Source organism: Streptomyces sp. NPDC051940 (genome assembly GCF_040680895.1).
In the GTDB taxonomy this organism is placed as follows: Bacteria; Actinomycetota; Actinomycetes; order Streptomycetales; family Streptomycetaceae; genus Streptomyces.
This window is the reverse complement of sequence record NZ_JBFAXR010000008.1, coordinates 96,725-116,977: the sequence shown is the minus strand read 5'-3', so window position 1 is coordinate 116,977 and position 20,253 is coordinate 96,725. Positions and strand designations below refer to the sequence as shown.

General features: G+C 71.5%; 19 protein-coding genes and 2 pseudogenes. 13 read left to right on the top strand and 8 right to left on the bottom strand.

The features are described from left to right. The first annotated feature begins 82 nt into the window (after window positions 1-82). From AB0M28_RS06115 to AB0M28_RS06095, 5 genes are all read left to right on the top strand, one after another. Entirely contained in the window at window positions 83-685 is a 603-nt protein-coding gene (locus tag AB0M28_RS06115; protein ID WP_365398477.1) for a GNAT family protein, read from the top strand. Between the two features lie 81 nt (window positions 686-766). Next, a complete protein-coding gene (locus AB0M28_RS06110; protein ID WP_365398474.1) occupies window positions 767-1,168 on the top strand; it encodes an AraC family transcriptional regulator in 402 nt (133 codons plus the stop codon). A gap of 125 nt (window positions 1,169-1,293) precedes the next feature. Further along, entirely contained in the window at window positions 1,294-2,082 is a 789-nt protein-coding gene (locus AB0M28_RS06105) for an alpha/beta hydrolase (RefSeq protein WP_365398471.1), read from the top strand. A 22-nt stretch (window positions 2,083-2,104) separates the two neighbouring features. Beyond that, window positions 2,105-2,524 (top strand): VOC family protein, encoded by a 420-nt coding sequence (locus tag AB0M28_RS06100; RefSeq protein WP_365398468.1) that lies wholly within the window; start codon window positions 2,105-2,107, stop codon window positions 2,522-2,524. Window positions 2,525-2,565: 41 nt separating this feature from the next. Continuing rightward, window positions 2,566-3,174 carry a TIGR03086 family metal-binding protein gene (locus AB0M28_RS06095; RefSeq protein WP_365398465.1) on the top strand — a complete coding sequence of 203 codons (609 nt, stop codon included), beginning with the start codon at window positions 2,566-2,568 and terminating at the stop codon, window positions 3,172-3,174. Window positions 3,175-3,208: 34 nt separating this feature from the next. Here the strand turns inward: AB0M28_RS06095 and AB0M28_RS06090 are convergent, their stop codons facing one another. The 4 genes from AB0M28_RS06090 to AB0M28_RS06075 all read right to left on the bottom strand — a co-directional run bounded on the left by AB0M28_RS06090 (window position 3,209) and on the right by AB0M28_RS06075 (window position 9,477). Further along, on the bottom strand, window positions 3,209-5,290 hold the full coding sequence (locus AB0M28_RS06090; RefSeq protein ID WP_365398462.1) for a PQQ-binding-like beta-propeller repeat protein: 2,082 nt from the start codon (window positions 5,288-5,290) through the stop codon (window positions 3,209-3,211). 56 nt (window positions 5,291-5,346) lie between these two features. After that, complete coding sequence (locus AB0M28_RS06085; RefSeq protein ID WP_365398459.1) at window positions 5,347-6,300, bottom strand: acetylxylan esterase; 954 nt, start codon at window positions 6,298-6,300, stop codon at window positions 5,347-5,349. A gap of 7 nt (window positions 6,301-6,307) precedes the next feature. Next, entirely contained in the window at window positions 6,308-8,356 is a 2,049-nt protein-coding gene (locus AB0M28_RS06080) for a PQQ-binding-like beta-propeller repeat protein (protein ID WP_365398456.1), read from the bottom strand. 113 nt (window positions 8,357-8,469) lie between these two features. Beyond that, window positions 8,470-9,477: a hypothetical protein gene (locus tag AB0M28_RS06075; RefSeq protein ID WP_365398453.1), complete on the bottom strand. Its 1,008-nt coding sequence runs from the start codon at window positions 9,475-9,477 to the stop codon at window positions 8,470-8,472. 242 nt (window positions 9,478-9,719) lie between these two features. Between AB0M28_RS06075 and AB0M28_RS06070 the strand changes: the two genes are divergently transcribed. Together AB0M28_RS06070 and AB0M28_RS06065 are read left to right on the top strand one after the other, a co-directional pair. Continuing rightward, window positions 9,720-10,391, top strand: coding sequence for a nitroreductase (locus tag AB0M28_RS06070; protein WP_365398450.1), 672 nt, complete (start codon window positions 9,720-9,722; stop codon window positions 10,389-10,391). A 43-nt stretch (window positions 10,392-10,434) separates the two neighbouring features. Further along, window positions 10,435-10,854: a hypothetical protein gene (locus AB0M28_RS06065; protein WP_365398447.1), complete on the top strand. Its 420-nt coding sequence runs from the start codon at window positions 10,435-10,437 to the stop codon at window positions 10,852-10,854. Between the two features lie 13 nt (window positions 10,855-10,867). Here AB0M28_RS06065 and AB0M28_RS06060 read toward each other — a convergent pair whose 3' ends face one another. Further along, entirely contained in the window at window positions 10,868-11,149 is a 282-nt protein-coding gene (locus tag AB0M28_RS06060; protein WP_365398444.1) for a hypothetical protein, read from the bottom strand. Window positions 11,150-11,944: 795 nt separating this feature from the next. After that, the gene (locus tag AB0M28_RS06055; RefSeq protein ID WP_365398519.1) at window positions 11,945-12,847 is read right to left on the bottom strand and encodes a helix-turn-helix transcriptional regulator; all 903 of its coding nucleotides are present in this window, start codon (window positions 12,845-12,847) and stop codon (window positions 11,945-11,947) included. A 121-nt stretch (window positions 12,848-12,968) separates the two neighbouring features. Here AB0M28_RS06055 and AB0M28_RS06050 point away from each other — a divergent pair, with 121 nt between their 5' ends. The 6 genes and pseudogenes from AB0M28_RS06050 to AB0M28_RS06025 all read left to right on the top strand — a co-directional run. Then, the gene (locus AB0M28_RS06050; RefSeq protein ID WP_365398441.1) at window positions 12,969-13,640 is read left to right on the top strand and encodes a DsbA family protein; all 672 of its coding nucleotides are present in this window, start codon (window positions 12,969-12,971) and stop codon (window positions 13,638-13,640) included. Between the two features lie 72 nt (window positions 13,641-13,712). Next, window positions 13,713-14,525, top strand: coding sequence for an MBL fold metallo-hydrolase (locus AB0M28_RS06045; protein ID WP_365398439.1), 813 nt, complete (start codon window positions 13,713-13,715; stop codon window positions 14,523-14,525). A gap of 3 nt (window positions 14,526-14,528) precedes the next feature. Further along, a pseudogene (locus AB0M28_RS06040) lies at window positions 14,529-15,068 on the top strand (aquaporin); the annotation flags it as partial. Between the two features lie 29 nt (window positions 15,069-15,097). Next, window positions 15,098-15,385, top strand: a complete 288-nt coding sequence (locus AB0M28_RS06035) for an aquaporin (RefSeq protein ID WP_365398517.1) — start codon at window positions 15,098-15,100, stop codon at window positions 15,383-15,385. Window positions 15,386-15,843: 458 nt separating this feature from the next. Then, complete coding sequence (locus AB0M28_RS06030) at window positions 15,844-16,170, top strand: GYD domain-containing protein (protein WP_365398436.1); 327 nt, start codon at window positions 15,844-15,846, stop codon at window positions 16,168-16,170. Between the two features lie 585 nt (window positions 16,171-16,755). Then, window positions 16,756-17,186: pseudogene (locus tag AB0M28_RS06025) on the top strand (transposase); the annotation flags it as partial. Between the two features lie 54 nt (window positions 17,187-17,240). Here the strand turns inward: AB0M28_RS06025 and AB0M28_RS06020 are convergent. Further along, on the bottom strand, window positions 17,241-18,098 hold the full coding sequence (locus AB0M28_RS06020) for a GNAT family N-acetyltransferase (RefSeq protein WP_365398433.1): 858 nt from the start codon (window positions 18,096-18,098) through the stop codon (window positions 17,241-17,243). Between the two features lie 79 nt (window positions 18,099-18,177). Next, window positions 18,178-20,091 carry an FAD-dependent oxidoreductase gene (locus tag AB0M28_RS06015; protein ID WP_365398430.1) on the bottom strand — a complete coding sequence of 638 codons (1,914 nt, stop codon included), beginning with the start codon at window positions 20,089-20,091 and terminating at the stop codon, window positions 18,178-18,180. Between the last annotated feature and the right edge of the window lie 162 nt (window positions 20,092-20,253).

Genomic DNA, 20,253 nt, shown 5'->3' with positions numbered 1-20,253 from the left:
GAGCGCCGGGCGCCGCCCCGAGGGCCGCTGAGCGGGGAAAACCCGCTAGTCCCGGTCTGAGGGAGCCACCTAGCATCCGCTCATGGCCAAAGACACCAGACCCGTAGTCGACGATCACGACGCGGAAGCCGAACGAGAACTCTCCTGGCGGGCGAAGTCCGTCGGTCTGGCGGCACTCGACACGGACGACGCCGAGCTCATGCACGGCTGGCGCTCCGACCCCGTGATCGTCCACCACCTGGGTGTCTGGCCACGTTCACTCACCGCGATGCGCGAGCGTATCGAGCGCGACATGGACGACGACGACCGCGATGACTTCCTCGTCCTCCTTCCCGACCGCACCCCTGTCGGCCACGTCGCGCTGACCGGCCAGAACCTCGTCGACGGCACAGCGCGCGTCGAGCTGATGCTCGCTGCTCCGCACCGCGGTCAGGGGCACGGCACCGCGGCACTCGACGCTCTGGTGGATCTGGCCTTCGGCGAACTCCCGATCTACCGGCTGACGGCGGAAACCCACTCCGACAACGCCCCCGCCCTCGCCGTCCTTGCCAGGTCCGGTTTCACCCAGGAAGGGATCAGCCGTTCCGCCTGTATGCACCGCGGCCGCCGCCACGACCTCGCGGTGCTGTCCCTACTCCGCCCCGAATGGGAGGAGCTGAGCCGCCCTCGTGCCTGGGACGCCTGATCGCGTAGAGCACCCAACCGGCAATGAGCCCGAGCCGGACCACACCCCACCGCAAGCCTCCCGGCGTGCGACGATGAGCCGGTGAAGCGACCTGGGGTGCCGTTGGCACGGCATCTGCTGCGGGTGCGTGATCTGATCGACCGGGCCTACGCCGAGCCGCTCGACGTGGCGGCGCTGGCCCGTAGCGCGGCGGTGTCGCCGGCGTATTTCAGCCGCAGCTTCAAGGCGGCGTTCGGCGAGACCCCGCACCAGTACCTGATGAGCCGGCGGATGGAACGCGCCAAGGCGCTGCTGCGGGACGGCGAGGAGTCGGTGACCGACGTGTGCATGGCGGTCGGCTTCAGCAGTCTGGGCTCGTTCAGCACGCAGTTCCGGCGCTTCACCGGCGAGAGCCCGAGCGCGTACCGCGCCCGCACGGCGGGTGAGCCCGGGCCCCCGGTGCCGCAGTGCTACGTGCGGATCTGGACGCGCCCGCGCCCCTGAGGCGGAGCGCGGCCCCGGGCGAGGAGGGCAGTTTTGGAGAAGCCCTGCCGGATCGCCGCTCCTACGGTCGAAGGCAGGGATCCGGAACGCCCGCGATCCGCTCGCCGTAGACAGGGAGAGTCATCATGCACAAGATCGAGTCGGCCGACGGCACGGTCATCGCCTTCGACCAGATCGGCTCGGGCCCCCCGCTGATCATCGTCGCCGGAGCGTCCTGCGACCGCAGCGTGGACGCCGCGCTCGCGGACGAGCTGGCACGGCACATGACGGTGCTCAACTACGACCGCCGGGGCCGCGGCGACAGCGGCGACACCCAGCCGTACGCCGTCGCGCGGGAGATCGACGACATCCGCGCGCTGACCGACGCCGCCGGCGGGTCGGCGAGCCTGCTCGGGCTGTCGAGCGGCGCGGTGCTGGCCGCGCGGGCGGCGGCGGACGGCGTGCCGGTGGACCGGCTGATCATGTGGGAGCCGCCGTTCAGCCTCGACGACGAGGCGCGGCGGCGCACCAGCGAGTACGCCGCCCGGCTGGGCGGACTGCTCGCCGAGAACCGCCGCGGGGACGCCCTCGCCCTGTTCATGAGCCTCGTCGGGATGCCCGAGGAGGTGATCGAGGGGATGCGCCACTCACCCCACTTCCAGCAGGGCCTCGCCCTGGCCCACACCCTCGCCTACGACGCCGCCGTGATGGGCGACGGCTCCATCCCCGAGGACACCCTGACGCGGATCCAGGCACCCACCCTGCTCCTGGCGGGCTCCCGCAGCCCCGCGTTCCTGTGCGCGGCGGCCGAGCGCGCGGCGGCCGCGATCCCGGACGCCCGGCAGGCGGTCCTGGCCGACCAGGACCATAATGTTGCCCCCGACGTGATCGCCCCGGTCGTGGCCCGCTTCACGGGCACCACGCACGACGTGTGATCACCAACCAGCGGAGAGAGCCATGATCACGGGATTCGCCCTGGTCTGCGTCAACGTCCTGGACATGGACGAGGCCCGCGACTTCTACGTCGGCACGCTCGGTTTCGAGACGGACGTCGACATGGTGCAGGACGGCTTCCACTGGTTCGTGGTCCACGCGCCCGCCCAGCCGGAGGTGCCGCTGATGCTGGTGCTGCCGGGCCCGCCGGCCCTGCAGAGCGGCGTCGCCGAGCAGGTCCGCGCCCTGGTCTCCACCGGCCACGCCTCCGTCGGCGCGTTCGCCACGGACGACTGCTGGGCCACGTACCACCAGCTCAAGGCCAGGGGAGTGGAGTTCATCGAGCCGCCGGAGGAGCGCTTCTACGGCATCGACGCGGCGTTCCGCGACCCGTTCGGCAACCACTGGCGCCTGACCCAGCGCAAACCGCCGCCCGGGCGATGAGTTCCGCCCGCCCCCGAGGTCCACCCAGGCAAGGAGACCGGATGACAGCGGAAGGAAGACAGATGGGCGAGCAGATCGACCTCGGGGCGCAGGCGCAGTGTGTGAAGCGGTTGGTGGCCGCGGTGCGTGAGGAGCAGCTCAAGGCGCCGACCCCGTGTCCGGAGTACGACGTACGGGCGCTGCTCGGGCACCTGGTCGGCCTGACCGCCGCGTTCCGCGACGCGGCGGCCAAGGAACTCGGCCCGTCGACGGGCACGGACCCCGGCTCGGCGCTGCCGCAGCTCGCCGACGACTGGCGCACGCGGCTGCCCGCCCAGCTCGACGAGCTCGCGGCCGCCTGGCGGAATCCGGCCGCCTGGGAGGGCACGACCCAGGCCGGCGGCATCCAGCTCACGGCACAGGAGGCCGGAGTCGTCGCCCTGAACGAACTCGTCGTCCACGGCTGGGACCTCGCCCGCGCCACGCACCAGCCGTACGACCCGCGGCCGCAGGACCTGGAGGTCTCCCGGGCGATGCTGGCGGCCTTCCCCGAGCCCGAGCAGCGCGGCACGGCCTTCGGCGCGGTCGTGGAGGTCGCGGAGTCCGCGCCGCTGCTCGAGCGCGTCATCGCGCTGAGCGGCCGCCCGCCGTCCTGGACGCCGGAGGCGTAGCCCGGGCACGCATCCGGCCGCGCCGGGTTCGGCGTCAGTACCACTTCACCTCCAGCAGGTTCCCGCCCTGCACATAGAACTTGCCCGGTCCCGGCGACACGTCCGCGAACGTCGTGCGGTAGTTCGGGCCTGAGTCGGTGAGCGTGTCGGGGTCGATGCGCCGCGTCGTCCCGTTGGTGGTGTAGAGCATGCCGTCGCCGGGGTCGAAGGCCATGTTCACCGCCCGCGGCTGGAAGTTCGTCACCGTCTCCCACGCGTACGGGAACTCCTGCACCGAGCGCAGCAGCGCGCCGGAGGCGGGGTCCAGCTCGAAGACCGTGCCGTAGGACTGGCCGAACAGCCGGCCCCGGTCGTCGAAGGCCAGGCCCGCGATCCCCTGTTCCTGCGGCAGCGGCGTGGAGCGCCACAGGACCTGACCGGAGGCGGTGTCCAGGGCGAAGGCCTGGCCGGGGTGTTTCGAGCCGTCGGAGTTGCAGCAGCCGAGTGTGCCGCCGTAGAGGATCCCGTCGCGGTACGTCAGCGCGGAGACCTGGTGGGCGCCGGTGGCCAGGCCGGTGCCGAAGGTGCGGCGCTGTCCGGTCGCCGGGTCGTAGAGGGTGACCGCTCCGTCGGCCCGGCTGTTCTTCGGGGAGGTGCCGACGGCCACGTACGGTCCGGCGCTGGTCACCGTCCAGGGGCGTTCCTGTCCCTCGTTCTTGAGGTCGAACAGGAGCCTGGGGTTGCCGGTGCCGTAGGGGCGTGCCGGGTCGAACTCCCAGAGCTGGGCGTTGGGGTAGACCCCGAAGTACATCTTGCCGTCGTGGGCGCTCATGCCCTCGATCTGGTGGGCGTACGGGTGGGTGGTCCACGTCGTGGTCGCGGGGTCGTAGACGGCGAGGCCGCCCTGGAAGTAGCCGCCCGCGTAGATCCGTCCGTCCGGGCCCCTGGCCAGGGAGCGGGGTGCGGTCGGCGTGCCCACGAGGTCGTCGAGGTGGCCGTACGTGCCGGTGGCGGTCACCGTGTCGTAGCGCCACAGGTCGCCGCCGGCGGTGGCGCCCACGACGGTCTCGTGGCCGTTGGCCGGGTCCGTGAAGCGGCCCATGCCCTTGCCCGCGCCGAGACCGCCCTTGTCGGCCTGCTCGCTGCCGCCCTTGAAGCCGGTGGCCGTCAGGGTGCCGCGTTTGGGGTCGTACTGCTTCAGTTCGCCCGAGTCGACGAGGTAGACGCGGCCGCGGTCGTCGGCGGTGGTGATGGTCTGGCCGGCGTAGCCCGGGATCCGGTGCGTCCACTCGAGGGTCCTGAGGTCGAGCACCCAGCCGACCTGGGCGGTGGTGCCGCCGGCGAAGAGGACGTACAGATAGCCGCCCTCGTTCTCCAGCTGGTAGGCGTACTTGTCCGTGGGCATGCCCGCCGGGGGCGGGATCTGGACCCGGCGGCCGCTGTTCGGGTCCACCTGCCACAGGGCGGTCGTGGGGCCCAGGCCCGCGTAGATCTTGCCCTCCGCGTACTCGACGGAGCGCACGTATCCGTACGTGGCGCCCCAGTCCCCGTAGTCGCGGTACTGCCGGGTGCGCGGATCCCAGGAGAACAGCTTCCCGCCGGGCAGCGGTGCCGGGCCGAAGAACTCGCTGGTGCCGAAGTAGAAGGCGCCCTGCTCGTCGGTGTCGCCCTCCCAGGTGAAGCTGGTGCGCGGGGACGGCCGGCCCAGGTCCTCGATCGACTCCGCGCCCCAGGGCAGGCGGTAGACGTGGCCGAAGCCGTACGAGCTGACGAAGACCGTCCCCCGCTTGTCGACGGACACGCCCCACGCGCCCTGGGCGCCGGTGTCCGGGGGCTGTTCGGTCGAGGAGGGGTCGGGGACGTACAGCGGGATCATGCGCAGCACCTTCGAGGAGAAGGTGTCGATCTCCGCCAGATAGGCGGGCTTGCCGCTGACGGCGAGGTAGGTGCGCACCGAGCCGTCCGGCATCCGGGCGGTCTCGCCGCCGGCGGCGGTCGTGGAGTACAGGGGGATCGTGCCGCGGTTCCACCACTGGGGCTCGGCCGCAGCGGCAGGGAGGGGAGCGGTTGCGGCGGTGATGCCGAGTGCGGTCAGCACAACCGCCAGGGCGAGCAGCGGCCGTCGCCACCAGGTCATGTCTGCGCTCCAATCGGGGTGTTACGGTCCAGACCGAAAGCGGCCAAGGGTGGGGGTCAGAAGTCGCTCAGTGCGCGCAGGAAGGCGATGCGCTCCATGGCGTGCAGCGATCCGCCCCCCTCGTGCTCGTTGAACGGGTACACCCGGATGTCCTTGGGGCCCGCGTAGTGGTGGTAGGCGGCGTACACGGTCGACGGCGGGCAGACGGGGTCCATCAGGGCCACCGAGAACAGGGCCGGTGCCGTGGCGCGGGCGGCGAAGTTCATGCCGTCGAAGTAACTCAGCGTGCGGAAGGTGGCCTCCGCCAACTCCGGGCGCTTGCGCAGGAACTGGGCCACCTCCAGATACGGCACCCGGTCCGAGACCTGCGCCCCGCGCCGGTGATCGCACAGGAACGGCACGTCGGGCAGCACCGCGTGCAGGCCCCCGACCAGGCCCGAGGCCGCCAGGGCCAGTCCGCCGCCCTGGCTGGGTCCGGCCACGGCGAGCCGCTCCGCGGGCGCCAGCTCGCCGGCCGCGTCCACGGCGCGGACGGCGTCGGTGATCAGGCGGCGCAGGTAGTGGGCGTGGGGATCGTGGGCTCCCTGGGTCATGAAGCCCGGCTCGTGGGGTCCGGAGGAGGCGTCGGAGCGGTCGCCGGTGTCGCCGCGCGCGTGGCCCCGCGCGTCGACCACCAGATGGGCGATCCCGCAGGCCGCGTACAGCAGGTGCTCGTGGACGCGGCCGCGCCCCACGCCGTACCCCTGGAACTCCACCACACACCACCGGGCGGTACGCCCCCTGGGCAGCACCAGCCAGCCGCTCACCGGCTCGCCCGCCCAGCCGGGGAACGTCACGTCGAAGGTGTCGACCGCCCGCACGCCCGCGTCGATACGGGTGGCGGTCGGGCGGCCCGCGGTCTCACGGGCCGCCTTCAGCGTGGTGCGCCAGAACGCGTCGAAGTCGGGCTCGTCCGTCAGGGCGGGCCGGTAGCGCTCCAGCTCGTCCAGCGGCATGTCCACTACGGGCATCGGTACGCTACTCCACTCGCCAGGCGATCAGTTCGGCGTCGCGGGCGAAGACGAGCTCGCCGGCGTTGTAGACCATCCGCAGGGCGGTCTGCTGGAACAGCGGCCGCCATTTGCCGGTGTCGGTGTCCACCGCGAGGACGTCCTTGCCGCCGACGAGCCCGTACAGCGTGGTGCCCGTCTCGTCCAGCGCGAGCTGGCCGGCACCGGTGTGGCCCGCGGTGGTGTCCAGGGTGCGCAGGGTCCGGCCGGTGCGGGGATCCAGCTGCAGCACGTCGCCGTCGACGACCGACCACAGCCGGCCCCGGGCGTCCAGGGTGATCGCGGAGATCGTCCTGGCGGCGGGGGAGGGGTTGGCCTCCCACAGCGTGCGGCCGCTGGTGACGTCGTACGCGAAGACGGTGGCCCGGTCCTGGGTGGGCGGCGTCGTGGAGAGCCCGCCGGCGACGGTGGTGGTGCCGTAGACGATGCCGTCCCGGCCGGTCAACGCGGTGATCCCCTCGTCGGTGACGAGGTTGTCGACGACCGTGTCCACCGCGCCGGTGCGGGCGTCCAGTACCGACAGGGAGCCGCCGAGGGTGTCGCCGGAGGGAGTGGAGCCGACGACGACCTTGCCCGCGGTGGCCGCCACCCCCTGCGGGCGGCTCTGCACATGCGACTTGAGGTCGAGGAGCTTGACCGGGTTCTCCGCCCCGCCGGGCGCCTCGTCGGAGTACTCCGCGCTGTACCAGGGCCGGCCGGGGTCGTAGCGGTAGACCCGGGCGTCCGGGTAGGCGCCGATGAACAGGCCCTGGCCGGTGGGCAGGAGGGATTCGATCTGGCTGAAGCGGTGGTAGTCGGCCGCGCCGTCCTTCGTGGAGACCGTCGCGAGGCCGCCCTGGAGGAAGCCGCCCGCGTAGACCTTGCCGCGCGGTCCGGAGGCCAGGGCGAGGATCTGGGTGGGCTGGCCGGGGATGGCGGTGCGCAGCGTGGCGAACTGCCCGGTGTCCGGGTTGTAGCGGAACATCAGGCCGCGCCACAGCAGGCCGACGATGCTGTCGCCCGGGTAGCCGTCGGCGGCGACCGGGGCCCAGCCGATGCCGCGGGTGTTGACCACCCGGCCGTAGGACTTCAGGCCCGTACGCTGCTGGGAGCGGGTGACGGGGTCGTAGCCGACGAGCTCCGACGAGCCGGCCTCGAACTGCCGGAAGAACCAGACGCGTCCGTCCGGGCCGGGCGGCGAGACGTCCAGGCCCGCCGCGCCCTCGACGGTGTCCGTCCAGGCGCCGGTCGTCAGGTCGTAGACCCGCAGCGGGCCGGGGAAGGTGCCCTCGCGGGCGTAGAGGAAGCGGCCGCGGGCGCGCAGGTCGTTGACGACCTTGCCGGCCGGATCGGTCAGCCCGGGCGGTGCGGGCAGGCTGCGCCTGGCGCCGGTGGCCACGTCCAGCTCGGTGAGCTTCCAGGAGGCGTACGCGCCGGCGTAGACCTTGCCGTCGGCGTAGGCGATGCTCTTGACGTAGGTCTCGCCCGGTGCCATCACGCCGAAGTCGTGGAACTGCCGGGTGGCGGGGGTGAAGCTGAACACCTTGCCGCCGGGTGAGGTGCCGCCGTAGACCGTGCCGTCGGGGGCCACGACGAGGTTCCACACAAACGTCTCGCCCGCGATGGGCACGCCCAGGTCCTCCGCCTGGGTGGCACCGGGCGCCAGCCGGAACAGCCGGCCCGTGCCGTACGTGCCGACGTACACCGTGCCGTCGGGCGCCTGCTCCACGCCGTACGCGCCGCCCGCGCCGGGCAGCGGCACGCTCAGCAGCGGCTCGCCGGAGGTGGGGTCGACGGCGTTGAGGTAGGCGGGGGTGCCGGAGGACGCCGACCAGATCACCCGGCGTCCGTCCGCCATCGTGCCCACGGTGCCGCCGATTAGCAGCACGTCCTGCAGCGGCACCCCGAGCGAGCGCGGGCCCGCGGGCACCGGCGGCACCCCCAGCGACCGCGGACTGGCGGGCAGCGGCGGCCCGTCGGTGCCCGCGGCCGCGGTGGCCGGCGGGAGGAGGCCGGCCAGGAGCACGGCCAGCAGCACGGCGAGCACCGCTGCCGGCCGGGTGGGCCGGTGCCGCGGGGGAGTCGGGTTCTGGCGTATTGGGGCTCTGCCGGGCCGGGTCGGACGTGCGCTCAGCCGCACGGGACTTCCTCTCAGCTGGGGACGATGAACATGTGCGTCATCGCCGAGGTGTGGTTGGGGGTGCTGCCGCTCTGGCCCGTGGAGTCCGTCAGGCCCGGGGCCGCGCCGCCGATCGATCCGACGTCGCCGCCGAGGTGGGTGACGGTCACCTGGGCGTGGACGTGTGTGCAGCCGGGCCGCAGTTCGACGATGGTGTAGAGCGGGATGGCGGCGTGGTTGACGCCGCGGGCGACGGTCTCCTCCGTCTGGGCCACGGGCGCGGTCGCGCAGCCGGTCGCGCCGGAGGTGGTGGCGGTGAGGGAGAAGCGGGCGGTGGAGTAGGTGGCGGAACAGGTCTGCGTGCCCGCGCAGCGGTGGTATTCCACGTCGGCGATGATCGCGAGCTGCGTGTAGCCCGAGGGGACGTCACGGTCGAGCACCGGGGTGGTGGCGCTGGTGGACACCGGGATGTCGCCCGCCGGCAGGGACTTCTGCATCGCCAGCCCGTCGGTGTCCTCGCCGACCGCGGTGGAGGCGAAGCGCAGAGTGCCGGAGACGGTCTCCTTGGCGGTGAAGCTGGACGTCGACGCCGTACGCAGATACAGGGTGCAGCTCATCGTGCCGGTCGTGGTCGCCGAGACCAGGAAGCGGGTGACAATGGTGATGTCCTGGTGGGCCGGATCGCCGGTCGACGGCAGGACGTTCTCGCCCATGACGACGTTGGAGGAGCCCGCGCCGGAGCAGCGGACCTCGTTGTCGATGAGGTTCACCTGGTCGGCGTCGTAGGCGCGCAGCTCCGAGTAGAGGTACGCCGTCGTGCCGGCGGTCATCTGGGTGTCGACGGTCGCGAGCGGCACGACCTTCTGGGTGGCCGGGGTGCCCACCGGCGGTGCCGCCGGAACGCCGGTGATGACCACGGGGCCGAAGTTCACCGAGGTGGCCGCACCGGCGGGGCCGGCGGGGCCGACTACGCCGGCCAGCGCGACGGCGATCATGGTGGCGGCGACGGCGAGCCTCCGCCTGCGGACGCGTTTGCTCATGGGTCGTGGTCCTCTCGTCGGGGCGTGAGCCCGGTAACTCCCGTGCTGGAGACTTACGGTCAGGGCCGTAAGTCTCCAGGAACATAGAGACGGGGCCGAGCGGCGTCAAGGGAGCACGCGGGAACGGAGCGTTGTTCTCAGCCAGTTGGGGGGAGTTGGGCGCGCACGCTCGCACGGACGGCCGATGTCGGGGGACCACCCCGCACCATCACCGCCTTCGGCGGGGTGAGAGGATCACGGACGTGGATGTCTATGAGGCCGTGGACAGTCGCAGGGCTGTGCGGGCGTTCGCCGACAAGCCCGTACCCAGGGACGTACTCGAACGCGTGCTGACCGCGGCCGCGCGGGCCCCGTCGAGCGGGAACCTCCAGCCGTGGCGCCTGTACGTCGTGTCCGGCGAGCCCCTGGCCGAGCTGAAGTCGCGCGCGACGGCCCGGGCCGAGGCGGGAGACCCGGGGGACGAGCGGGAGTACCCGATGTACCCGGCCGAGATGACCTCGCCGTACCTGGACCGCTTCGCCGCCGCGGCGGCCCAGCGGTACGAGGCGCTGGGCATCGAGCGCGACGACCCCGCCAGGCCCCGGAAGATCGCAGCCCTGAACACGGGGGCGTTCGGGGCACCGGTGGTCCTCTTCTGCTACCTCGACCGGACGATGGGGCCGGGGCAGTGGGGCGACGCCGGGATGTACCTGCAGACGGTCATGCTGTTGCTGCGGGCGGAGGGGCTGCACAGCTGCCCCCAGGTGATGTGGACGATGTACCGCAGGACGGTGAGTCGGATAGTCGGAGCCGACGACGGACTCGTGCTGTTCTGCGGCGTCTCGGTGGGGTACGAGAGGGAGGACGTGCCTCCGCTGCGGACTGGTCGGGCGGACGTGTCGGAGACGGTCAGCTTTGTCGGGGAGCTGTCCTAGGCCGTGTATCGGAAGTGATCCGTGCGCATCATAGGGTGTCGGCATGTCACTGGGTCACCTAGTCCTCTCGTCCGGTCGTTCGATCCGGCTCACCGAGCTACGGATGTCTTCGACCTACGGCGGAATGCTGGAGGGCTACCCGTGCAAGCGCATCAACGACCTGAAGGTCGATTGGCTCCAGCGGCAGGCCGAACGCAAGTTTCCCTCCACGCCGGTCCATCTCGTTCCGCCCTCCCGCGAGTACCCGGACGAGACCGCCGGCGCCTTCGGTCCCGTTGAGGTGCTGCCCTCCGTGGCTTGCGTCGGTGTCTTCAACTCCACGGCGCTCGACCCGGCAATGGACGGTTCCACCCTCGTCGTCGCCTGGTTCCAGCCGGCACCGGCGGTGCCGGCGGGTGAGGATGCTGACCTTGCACTTCGCAGCATTCGCTGGGAGGAACTGGCGCAGGACTACGAGCTGTAGCGACGTGTGCTGGTCACAACAGCCGCCGCGCGGCCTGGACGGCCAGGTCGGGGGCGTCGGAGAGGTAGCCGTCGGTCGCGTCCGCGATCGCGATCCGGTCCAGCACGGCGGCCTTGCGCAGGAAGAACTCCCGCGGCAGCGACTCACCGAACGGCTTGTCGGTGGCGGTGTGGGCGATCCAGCCGATCTCGCGGGTGACGACCTGCCGGACGTAGCCCAGGGTGAACGCGCCGGTCAGTGTTTGGGTGATGCGCTCCGCGTCGGGCGGGTCGCAGATGATGCGGATGTCGAACACGGGGGTGGCCTTTCGCGGTTGGTGAGTCAGTCGTCGGTGGTCGGGATGCGGTTGAGGATGGTCTCCCGCTCGGACGCGCCCAGGTGCCGGGCGTCCTGTAGGCGTCCAGGTCCACGACCGCTTCGATCGCGGTACGGACCTCGTTGCTGAGTTGGGTGGGAGACATGGCCTCGGCCTGCACGGTGTGCCGCATGTGCTCGCCGCGTCGGTCGGTGGACTTCTGCGGAGCGGAGGGCAGGCCGTGGCGGGCGATCTGGTCCTCGGTCACGCCAAGCCGGGTGAACTGCTGCGGGGGGCCGCCCACGTTTCTCCGGGGCTCCGCGAGCGTGCGGTGAGAGTTCCAGCAGCTCAGAAGCGGGCAAGGCGATCACAGCCAGTACAACACATGTGGTGCACGGGAGCGGAGGAATGTCGGCGAGTTTTAGCAACGCCAAGGGCTCGTCTGGGCTGGGATGTCCGACTGCCAGCCCCGGCCCTTACGATGCTCGGTTATGACCGATGACGTGCTCGACTACTCTCGGCCCGGGCCCTTCACGAGCCTGGACGCGGCACAACCCCCGCTCATCGAAGGGCTGCCGGACGATCCCGTGGGCATCTGCGCCGCCGTGCAGAGCCTGGTCATCCAGCCCACAGACGTCGCAGCGTCGGGGATTTCTGAGGACCGGATCGCTGAGAAGAACATCCGGCCGGTCAACGAGCTGGCAGCTTCACCGTCTACCGCGACCCCCGTTCACCGCGGCCTTCGGAACCGCGCGTCAGGTGGCCTGCGAGTCCTCGAGAGTGGTTCCGGCCGGCTCAGCTTTGCGTGCCGCGGATCGTGCTGCGGAAACCGAGGGGGCTCTTGCCGGCGTGCCGGTGGAAGAACTTGCTGAAGTTGGTGGCGCTGGAGAAGCCGAGCTGGGCGGCGATCCGGGCGGCGGACTGGTCGCTGTGGGCGAGCAGCCGCTTGGCCTCCAGCAGGACGCGGCGGTCGATGAACTCCTTGGCGGTGACTCCGTCGGCGGCGAGCGTGGCGCGGGAGAGCGTGCGGGCCGAGTAGCCGAGGGCATGGGCGTAGTCCTCGACGCGACGGACGCCGGCGAAGTCGCGGTCCACCGCGGCACGGAAGCGCACATACGGCTCGCCGGGGTCGGTGGCCGGGCTGCCCGGGGCCTGGATGTGGGCGGCGCGCAGGACCAGTGCGCCGAGCAGTTGACGCAGGATGAGCACGTGCGCCTCCAGCGGGACGCGGCCCAGGGAGTGGAACTCGTGTTCCAGGTGTGCGGACGCGATCTCCAGGGCTGAACGGTCCTCGCCGACGGGCGTGAGGAGCGGCGGCGAGTGCCGTTCGTCCAGACCGGCCGCGGCCACTGTGGCCGGGTCGAGGAAGTCGCGTTCGAAGAGGATCAGGGTGCCCTCGGCGTGCTCGAGGTCGCCCCACTGCTGGACCTGGCCGGGACGCACCCACAGCCAGGCGCCCGGTTCGAGGGTGTAGCCGGTGAAGTCGACCGTGTGCCGCAGCCGGCCTTCGGACAGCGTGATCAGGTGGTGGAAGTCCGGGCGCTGGGGAAGCGTGATCCGCCCCTTGCCGAGACGGACCGGTGCCCTCTCGCGCAGGGCTGCCAGGGAGAGCACCTCCACCCCGGCCGGTGTCCCCACGGGGGCAGCGAAACCGACATCAGGGATGCGTTTCTCTGCTCTGTGTCCAGTTCTGACCATCATGAGTCGCCAGCGTACCCGGGTCGCGCCGGATTCCGCTCTTACGTTTCTGGTGTGACCGCAGCGCACCGCAGCGGCCGCCGACAGACAGACCAGAACCAAGGAGAGGACGACGTACCCCATGAACACCCAGCCCGTGAACCAGGACGTCGCCGACGGCCGCGCACAGCTGACCTACGCCTTCGACGCCTACTGCGGCTGGTGCTACGGCTTCGGCCCGGCCCTGCATGACTTCGCCGCCGCCAACGCGGACCGGATCGAGCTGCGGGTGCTGTCCGGCGGCCTGTTCACCGGCCTGCGTGCCCTGCCGGTGGCGGCCTACCCGCACGTCCCTGGCGCCAACGAGCGCATCGCCCAGCTGACCGGCGTCACCTTCGGCCAGGGCTACCGCCGGGTGCTGGCCGAGGGCACCACGGTGATGGACTCCGCCGACGCCGCCGCCGGCCTGGTCGCGCTGCGCAGCCAGCCGGACGCGAACGCCCTCGATGCCGGCGCGGCAATGCAGCGCGCCTGGTACCTCGGCGGCCGCAGCCTCTCCGACGTGCAGGTCTACCGAGACATCGCCGTCGAGCTGGGCCTGGATCCGGACGCGGTGGCCGCGGCCTACACCTCCCCCGCCGCTCGTGCCGAGGCGGAGGCCGACTTCCACCAGGTGCGCCGCCTGGGTGTCGACAGCTACCCGACCCTCCTGCTGCACACCGCCCACGGCACCGACCGCATGGGCGGCCCCGTCGCCTCGGCCGACGCCCTCACCCGCGCGCTGGACCAGCACCTGGCCGCCACCGCCGCCTGAGCGCTCCAGGCTCGCCGCCCCCGAGCCGAACACCCACCCTGCTTGAGAAGCTCCACTTGAAAGGCACAGCCCATGTCCACCACCTTGACGTACACCGTTCACACCGCCGGTGACACCGGCCTGCACAAGTCGTCCGTCCTGATCACCGGAGAGCGCGAAGCACTGCTGGTCGACGGCCAGTTCACGCTCGCCGAGCAGCACCGGGTCCTGGGCGACATCATCGACAGCGGCAAGGAGCTGACCACCGTGGTGGTCACCACCTCCGACCCGGACTACTACTTCGGCCTGGAAGTGATCCGACAGGCGTTCCCGAACGTCCGGATTGTCGCCACCGCCACCACCGTGGAACGGATCAAGGCCAGCTGGGAAGGCAAGCTGACCACCTGGGCGCACCTGGGCAGGAACCTCCCGACCGAGGTGATCATCCCGGAGGTGCTGGAGGGGGACCGGGTCAGTATCGAGGGGCACGACTTCGAGCTCCGCGGCGGGCACCCGGACCTGGTCTGGCGCACCGAATATCTGTGGCAGCCCGAGGACCGCGCGGTCGTCGGCGGGGTACTGCTCTTCGCCGGCCTGCACGTGTGGACCGCCGACACGGCAACGGCCCGCGAGCGCGCCGCCTGGGCCCAGACGCTCGCCGAGATGGAGCAGCTTGGCCCGCGCTACGTCGTCGCCGGGCACCGCTCCGCCGACTCCGCCACCGACGCCTCGGTGATCGCCGACACCCGCGCCTACCTGGCCGAGTTCGAGCAGGAGCTGGGCGACAGCGGCAACAGCGCCGAGGCGCTGAAGGCCGCGATGCTCAAGCGCCACCCGGACCTGGGCCTGCTGGTGGCCCTGGACCTGGGCAGCAAGGTCGCCACTGGCGAGATGGCCTGGGGCTGACCGATGCTCACCGGCACCCGTGCCCACGCCGGACAGGCACCCGGCACGGTCTCCGGCGGCGGCATTGACGCCGCCGTACGGCCCGCCTCCCCGGGCAGCACAACCGCCCGCGCCGTGGCCGTGGAGTTCGCGCTCACCGGCAGCGTGCTGTTCGTACTGGTCACGGCCGTCCGCTGGGTGATGGCGTCCCCGCTCAGCCGGTTCCTGCCCGGAATACACCTCCAGCTCGCAGCCGTAGCCGCGGTTGTCGGGGCGGCGCTCGCTCGGGCACTGTCCTCCCGCTGGGGACAGTGCTCCGGCGGGCACCTCAACCCGGCCGTCACCCTCGCCCTGTGGCTGACCGGTGCCTTCCCCGGCCGCAACGTCCCGCCCTACGTCGCCGCCCAGTTGACCGGATCCATCGCGGGGACGGGCCTGGCCCGGCTCGTCTGGGGCCCGGTCGTCGCGGACCGCATGGCCTACGCCGCCGTCCAGCCCACGCCCACCTGGTCGGCCGCCGCCCTCTTCACCGCCGAGGCCGCGGCCACTGCCGCGATCATTACTGTGGCGCTCCTGCTGATGTCCCGCCCCGCATGGACGAAGTGGATCCCGCTGGCTCTCCCGACCGCCACGGCCGCGTCATCGTCACCCTCGGCCCGCTCACCGGCGGATCCGCCAACCCCGCCCGCCAGTTCGGCCCCGCCCTCTGGGCCGACAAGCCCGCCTACCTGTGGGCCTACCTCCTGGCACCGCTCGCCGGGGCGGCTCTCACTGCCCTGGCTGCCCGGTGCCGTCCCCACCACCTTGCGCGGCCGCGTCCGGCGCCACTGCCCGCAGCGGCACATCCCCCAGCAGCACACCACCCCTCACAGCCGACCTGATCCAAACGACAAGGCCGAGGCCGCCGGCGATCTCTCCTCTATGTGCTCCGGCGGCACCGGCCGGCTTCCGGCCAACGCTCGCTGCCGCTGCTCAGCCGCCCGTCAGCCACCGAGAGGCCCCCCTCCACCTCTCTGACACGACGGCGTGCCATGGCGTGCTCACAGGGCCGGTGAACCACGGTCAACAACGGTGCGATCCTGAGCTCCCGAAGGTCACGCCGGAACGCATACCCCCAGTTCAGAAGCCATCAGGCCGCCCCAGCGCCGTCGCTTCCCAAGCTGAGGACTTCGATGCCGTGGTTCCGGGGCGGGTCGGGTCGCTCACCGGCAGTGGCCATTTCGGTCATCATCCCCGGCCGTTCGGGGGATACACAGGCGGCCTCGGGAGCGATTCCCACCCCGCGAGGGCAGCATTGACGGGACGAAAGGGGGACATGGCGGGATGAAAGGGAGACATGATGCCGCTCTATCTATCGAGGTTCAGCTACACGCCGGAGACCTGGGCGAGACTCATCGCCCACCCCGAGGACCGCGCAAAGGCCGCTCAGTCGTACATCGAGTCCGTCGACGGCAAGCTCCACGGCTTCTGGTACGCGTTCGGCGCCCGCGACGGCTACAACCTCTGGGAGGCCCCCGACAACGTCTCCATGGCCGCGGTCGCCCTGGCGATCAGCGGAGGCGGCGCACTCAGCTCATTTGAGACGACCGTTCTCCTGACCATCGACGAAACCATGGATGCCCTGCGCAAAGCCGGGCAAGTCGAGTACCGGGCCCCCGGCGCGTAGCGGTCCAGGTGGCTTGCAGCGACCAGGTTGGCTGACATCAACGACGTCGGACGCGGGCACACACCAGCATCTCTGCCCGGCCGTCGCACCAGTCGACGGCAGCAACCGGAGCGGACTCGGATCGAACCCTAAGCGGGTGTCGCAGGTTCGAATCCTGCCGGGGCACCAGCGTGCCGAATACGCTCCACGCATGGCTGTTTCTTGCGCATCCCGGAGTTTGCCGGCGACTGCCGACCGGTGGCCGTCGAGGATCTTGCGCGGGGCCCGCCGTCTGGCTCGCCCACCTCCTGTTGACCGTGGGCGATCCGGGCGAAGATCCGGAGCGGTACGGGTGGACACCTCGGTCAGTGCGGCGCTGACGAGGCCGACCCCGGACTGTCCTGGACAGCACTCACCGCTCTCGCCAAGGGCCCAGAGGGCAGCATGAGTGTTTGGCGGATGCATCACAACGCCTTCTGCTCCTGCTCCTGCCTCCTGCTGGTCGGCGATGCCGATATGCCGGGCGAAGCGCGCGGCATGGTGGCGCAAGCGATGTCCCGCTGTTGGTGACATACCTCCGGAACGTACGACGAGGTCACCTTCGTACGCGCCCACCGGCATGCCACCGGGGCTCGAAAAGGGGGCTCCGCAGCCCCTGCCTCGGTCGCTCGCGGGGCGGCCTGACCAGCAAGGTCCACCTGGCCTGCGATGCCGGCGGGCGCCCGCTGGCCTTCACCCTCACGGGCGGGAACACCAACGACTGCACCCAGTTCACCGCCGTGCTGGAGGCGATCCGAGTGCCACGGCTGGGGCCGGGACGGCCCCGGGTGCGGCCCGCCCACGTGCTCGGCGACAAGGGCTGCAGCTCCCGCGCGATACGGAGCCGGCTGCGACACCGCGGCATCAGCCACACCATCGCCGAGCGGGCCGACCAGGTCCGCAACCGGCTCCGGCGCGGCATCGCGACCCGATACGACAAGACCGCCGAGTTCTACCAGGCAGCCGTCACTCTCGCCTCGCTCCTGATGTGGGCGTGACATTTGAGGACAACTCCCAGGGTCGGCTGGCGCACGCGGCGGGCGTGGGCGCCGTCAGTTGATCGCGACCGACAACGGAAGGTGCCAGAGCGCCCGTTCACCCGGCAGGGGATGGGCCCGCAGGGCCATCGGCGTGATGACGGCCTGCTCGCGCAGGCCGTGCGCGGTCGCCCACTCGGCCAGGTGCGGCCGCTCGCTGTGCGCCTCCAGCCTGAGGACGCCGCGGGCGGATGCCGTGATGTCGTCCAGCAGCGCGAGGGCGTCGGCTGTCCGCGTCGCGATGACCGGGCCGATGACGAGCTTGTCCGCACCGCGCCACGCCCCGCCGTACGCGGCGATCCTGCCCCCGCTGTCGACGACCCGCAGCTGCTCGGCGTAGTCGAAGAGCCGCACCAGCAGCTGGGACCGGTCGACGCCCATGGCCCGTTGGTCCAGTTCGAGGATGCCCGGCAGGTCCGCGGGCTCGGCCCGGCGCGAGAGCCCGGCCGGGGCGACGGCGGTGGGCCGGCCCACGTACATCGTGCTGGACGCCGTGGCGGCGAAGCCGAGCTTCTCGTACAGCGGCCGGCCCGCGCTCGTGGCGTACAGGGTCACCTGGGCCGAACCGGCGCGTTCCAGCAGGTGCTCCATGACGCGCCGGGACAGGCCGCGGCCCTCGAAGCCGGGATCGGTCATGACCATCCCGATCGCGGCCAGCTCCGCCCCGAAGCGGGTGAGCGCCCCGACGGACAGCAGCCGGCCCCGCGGGCCGATCACACCGTGCAGCTCGCCGATGTCGAAGAGCAGCTGCCAGGTCCGGTCCGGGTAGTACCAGTCCCGGCCGTACGCCAGATCCTGGACCGCCGCCAGCTCGCTGGTCGCGAGGCGGCGGAGGGGGAGCCGGGACAGGTCGGGGCTGCTCGGCGAGGTCATGCTGCGCTCCTTCGGCGGACGGCGTTCGGTGCAGCGTAACCGGGCGGCGGCGGTCAGCTGGGGGTGAAGCAGGCGACCGTCAGCTGGGGGTGAAGCGGACCGCGTCGGCGATGACGTAACCGTTGGTGCCCGACGTGCGGATCAGGACGCTTCCCGTGGTGCCCGCGGCGAAGGAGTAGGAGCCCAGCGAGACCCACTGGCCGCCCTGGAGGCGCTGGTTGACCGTCTTCGTCGTGGTGCCGCCGGCGTGGACGATGTCGACGGGCACGTTGGTGGCCCGGTTGGACGCGGCGGTCCAGCGCAGATAGACGGTGTACTTGCGGCTGGTGGCCAGGCTGGGGCGGAAGCGCAGCCTGGTCGTGCCCTTGTTCGTGTTGCCGTCGTGGACGAAGTCGGGCCCGTAGTAGCCGGACACCGAGCGGCTGGTGTACCAGGTGCCGGCGGTGCTGATCCCGGTGGGGGCGGCGTTGTCGACGATGACCTCGCCGGGGGCGAGGTCCGGCCAGGCCAGCAGCTGCCCGGCGGCCATCAGCCTGGACTTGAGCGTCGGGTACGACAGCCACTGCACGGCGCCGCCGGTCTCGATGGCGAGCTTCGCGGCGATGGCCGCGGACTGGGCGAGGGCCATGAAGACCGGCTCCATGCGGATCGAGCCGTAGGCGATGTGCGAGGCGGAGACGGCGCACGGCACCAGCAGGTTGGCGCACTGCGACTCGACGGGCACGATGGAGCGGTAGCTGACGGGGTACGGCCGCGGCGGGGCGACCTGCACGTCGCCCTCGTTGCGCACCACGCCGTCGACCACCAGCCGCTGGCAGTTGTGCGAGTCCATGTTGTACGAGGCGAGCGCGACGGCATCCGGCGCGGTGGTGCGCCCGGCGCAGTTGTGCTCGGTCATCACGTAGGCGGAGACCATGCGGCGGCCCTCGCGTACGTACATCAGCGGCGGCCAGCCGCCGGTCCCGGTGAACTCGTCGGCGGCCAGCCCGTAGGAGCCGACCAGGTTCCGGATACCGAGCGGCACCCGCGGGTCGTTGGCCAGGAACCACATCAGGCCCTGCTGCCAGGCGCGGTGCGCGTCGGCGATGGACTGGCGCTGGGTGAAGGAGGCGGTGGGGTAGCCGTCGCTGCCGCCGATGAAGTCGGTGGAGACGGCGCCGTAGTTGTTGGAGTCGGTCTTGCCGCCGCCCACGTCGGAGGCGGTGAAGAACGGTCCCGGGTAGCCCGCCTGGATGTAGCGCAGCAGCAGGTCGTAGTGCCGGGGGTCGTAGCCGGCCGGCTTGGGGAAGGGGATCCGGTTCGACGCCCGGGTCAGGCACATCCGGTAGTTGTACGCCTGGACGTGGCCGTCGCCGGTGCCCTTGGGGGCCAGCGCCGCGGCCGAGACGCCGGGCAGCAGGCCGCTGCCGGGGCTGCCCGGGACGTTGTAGGGGTCGATGTCGTACGCGAACTGGTGCCCGGAGCGCAGCTGCACCCCGTTGAGCGTCTCCGCGTACTTGGCGTTGCCCTCGCGGCCGGTGGTGTGGGCCACGCCGGCCCTCGCCATCAGATCGCCCTCGTAGGTGGCGTCGACGAACATCTTCCCCGTGTACGCGGTGCCGCCGTCGGTCACCAGCCGGACCAGCCGGTTGCCCGACTTCGTCACGGAGGCCAGCCGGGCCCGGTACGCCACCGGGACCCTGGCCTCGTGCAGCATGTCTGCGAAGACGGTGGAGGCCACGTGCGGTTCGAAGGTGAACCGGGCGGGCGAGGTCGGCTTGAGGGTGGTGCCGTTGTACTTGGCGTAGACGCGCCGGTAGAACTCCGCCGCGATCCCGCCGATGGAGGCGGTGTTGCCCTTGTCGGTGTAGCCCAGCCCGCTCGCGGTGAGCCCGCCCAGGAAGTCGCCAGGCTCCAGCAGCACCACACTGCCGCCGGACCGGCGCATCTGCACCGCGGCCATGATCCCGGCCGAGGTCCCGCCGTACACCACCAGGTCCGCCGACGTCGGCACCGCCGCTGCCGTGCCCCGGCCCGCTGTTAACCCCGCCGTCACCAGCCCCGCGGCGCCACCTACGAGTAGACGCCGTCTGTTGAGTTCGTCCCCCATGGGCCGACATCTTGTAGATAAAGGATGTTCACGTCAACCAAGGACACGAAGTGAGCCGCGCCGGTG

Coding starts and splice junctions, on each gene's coding strand:
- AB0M28_RS06050 (WP_365398441.1), top strand. CDS start 12,969: ATGAACACCCAGCCCGTGAACCAGGACGTCGCCGACGGCCGCGCACAG.
- AB0M28_RS06115 (WP_365398477.1), top strand. CDS start 83: ATGGCCAAAGACACCAGACCCGTAGTCGACGATCACGACGCGGAAGCC.
- AB0M28_RS06085 (WP_365398459.1), bottom strand. CDS start 6,300: ATGCCCGTAGTGGACATGCCGCTGGACGAGCTGGAGCGCTACCGGCCC.
- AB0M28_RS06100 (WP_365398468.1), top strand. CDS start 2,105: ATGATCACGGGATTCGCCCTGGTCTGCGTCAACGTCCTGGACATGGAC.
- AB0M28_RS06095 (WP_365398465.1), top strand. CDS start 2,566: ATGACAGCGGAAGGAAGACAGATGGGCGAGCAGATCGACCTCGGGGCG.
- AB0M28_RS06045 (WP_365398439.1), top strand. CDS start 13,713: ATGTCCACCACCTTGACGTACACCGTTCACACCGCCGGTGACACCGGC.
- AB0M28_RS06065 (WP_365398447.1), top strand. CDS start 10,435: ATGTCACTGGGTCACCTAGTCCTCTCGTCCGGTCGTTCGATCCGGCTC.
- AB0M28_RS06075 (WP_365398453.1), bottom strand. CDS start 9,477: ATGAGCAAACGCGTCCGCAGGCGGAGGCTCGCCGTCGCCGCCACCATG.
- AB0M28_RS06035 (WP_365398517.1), top strand. CDS start 15,098: ATGGACGAAGTGGATCCCGCTGGCTCTCCCGACCGCCACGGCCGCGTC.
- AB0M28_RS06105 (WP_365398471.1), top strand. CDS start 1,294: ATGCACAAGATCGAGTCGGCCGACGGCACGGTCATCGCCTTCGACCAG.
- AB0M28_RS06055 (WP_365398519.1), bottom strand. CDS start 12,847: ATGGTCAGAACTGGACACAGAGCAGAGAAACGCATCCCTGATGTCGGT.
- AB0M28_RS06090 (WP_365398462.1), bottom strand. CDS start 5,290: ATGACCTGGTGGCGACGGCCGCTGCTCGCCCTGGCGGTTGTGCTGACC.
- AB0M28_RS06020 (WP_365398433.1), bottom strand. CDS start 18,098: ATGACCTCGCCGAGCAGCCCCGACCTGTCCCGGCTCCCCCTCCGCCGC.
- AB0M28_RS06030 (WP_365398436.1), top strand. CDS start 15,844: ATGCCGCTCTATCTATCGAGGTTCAGCTACACGCCGGAGACCTGGGCG.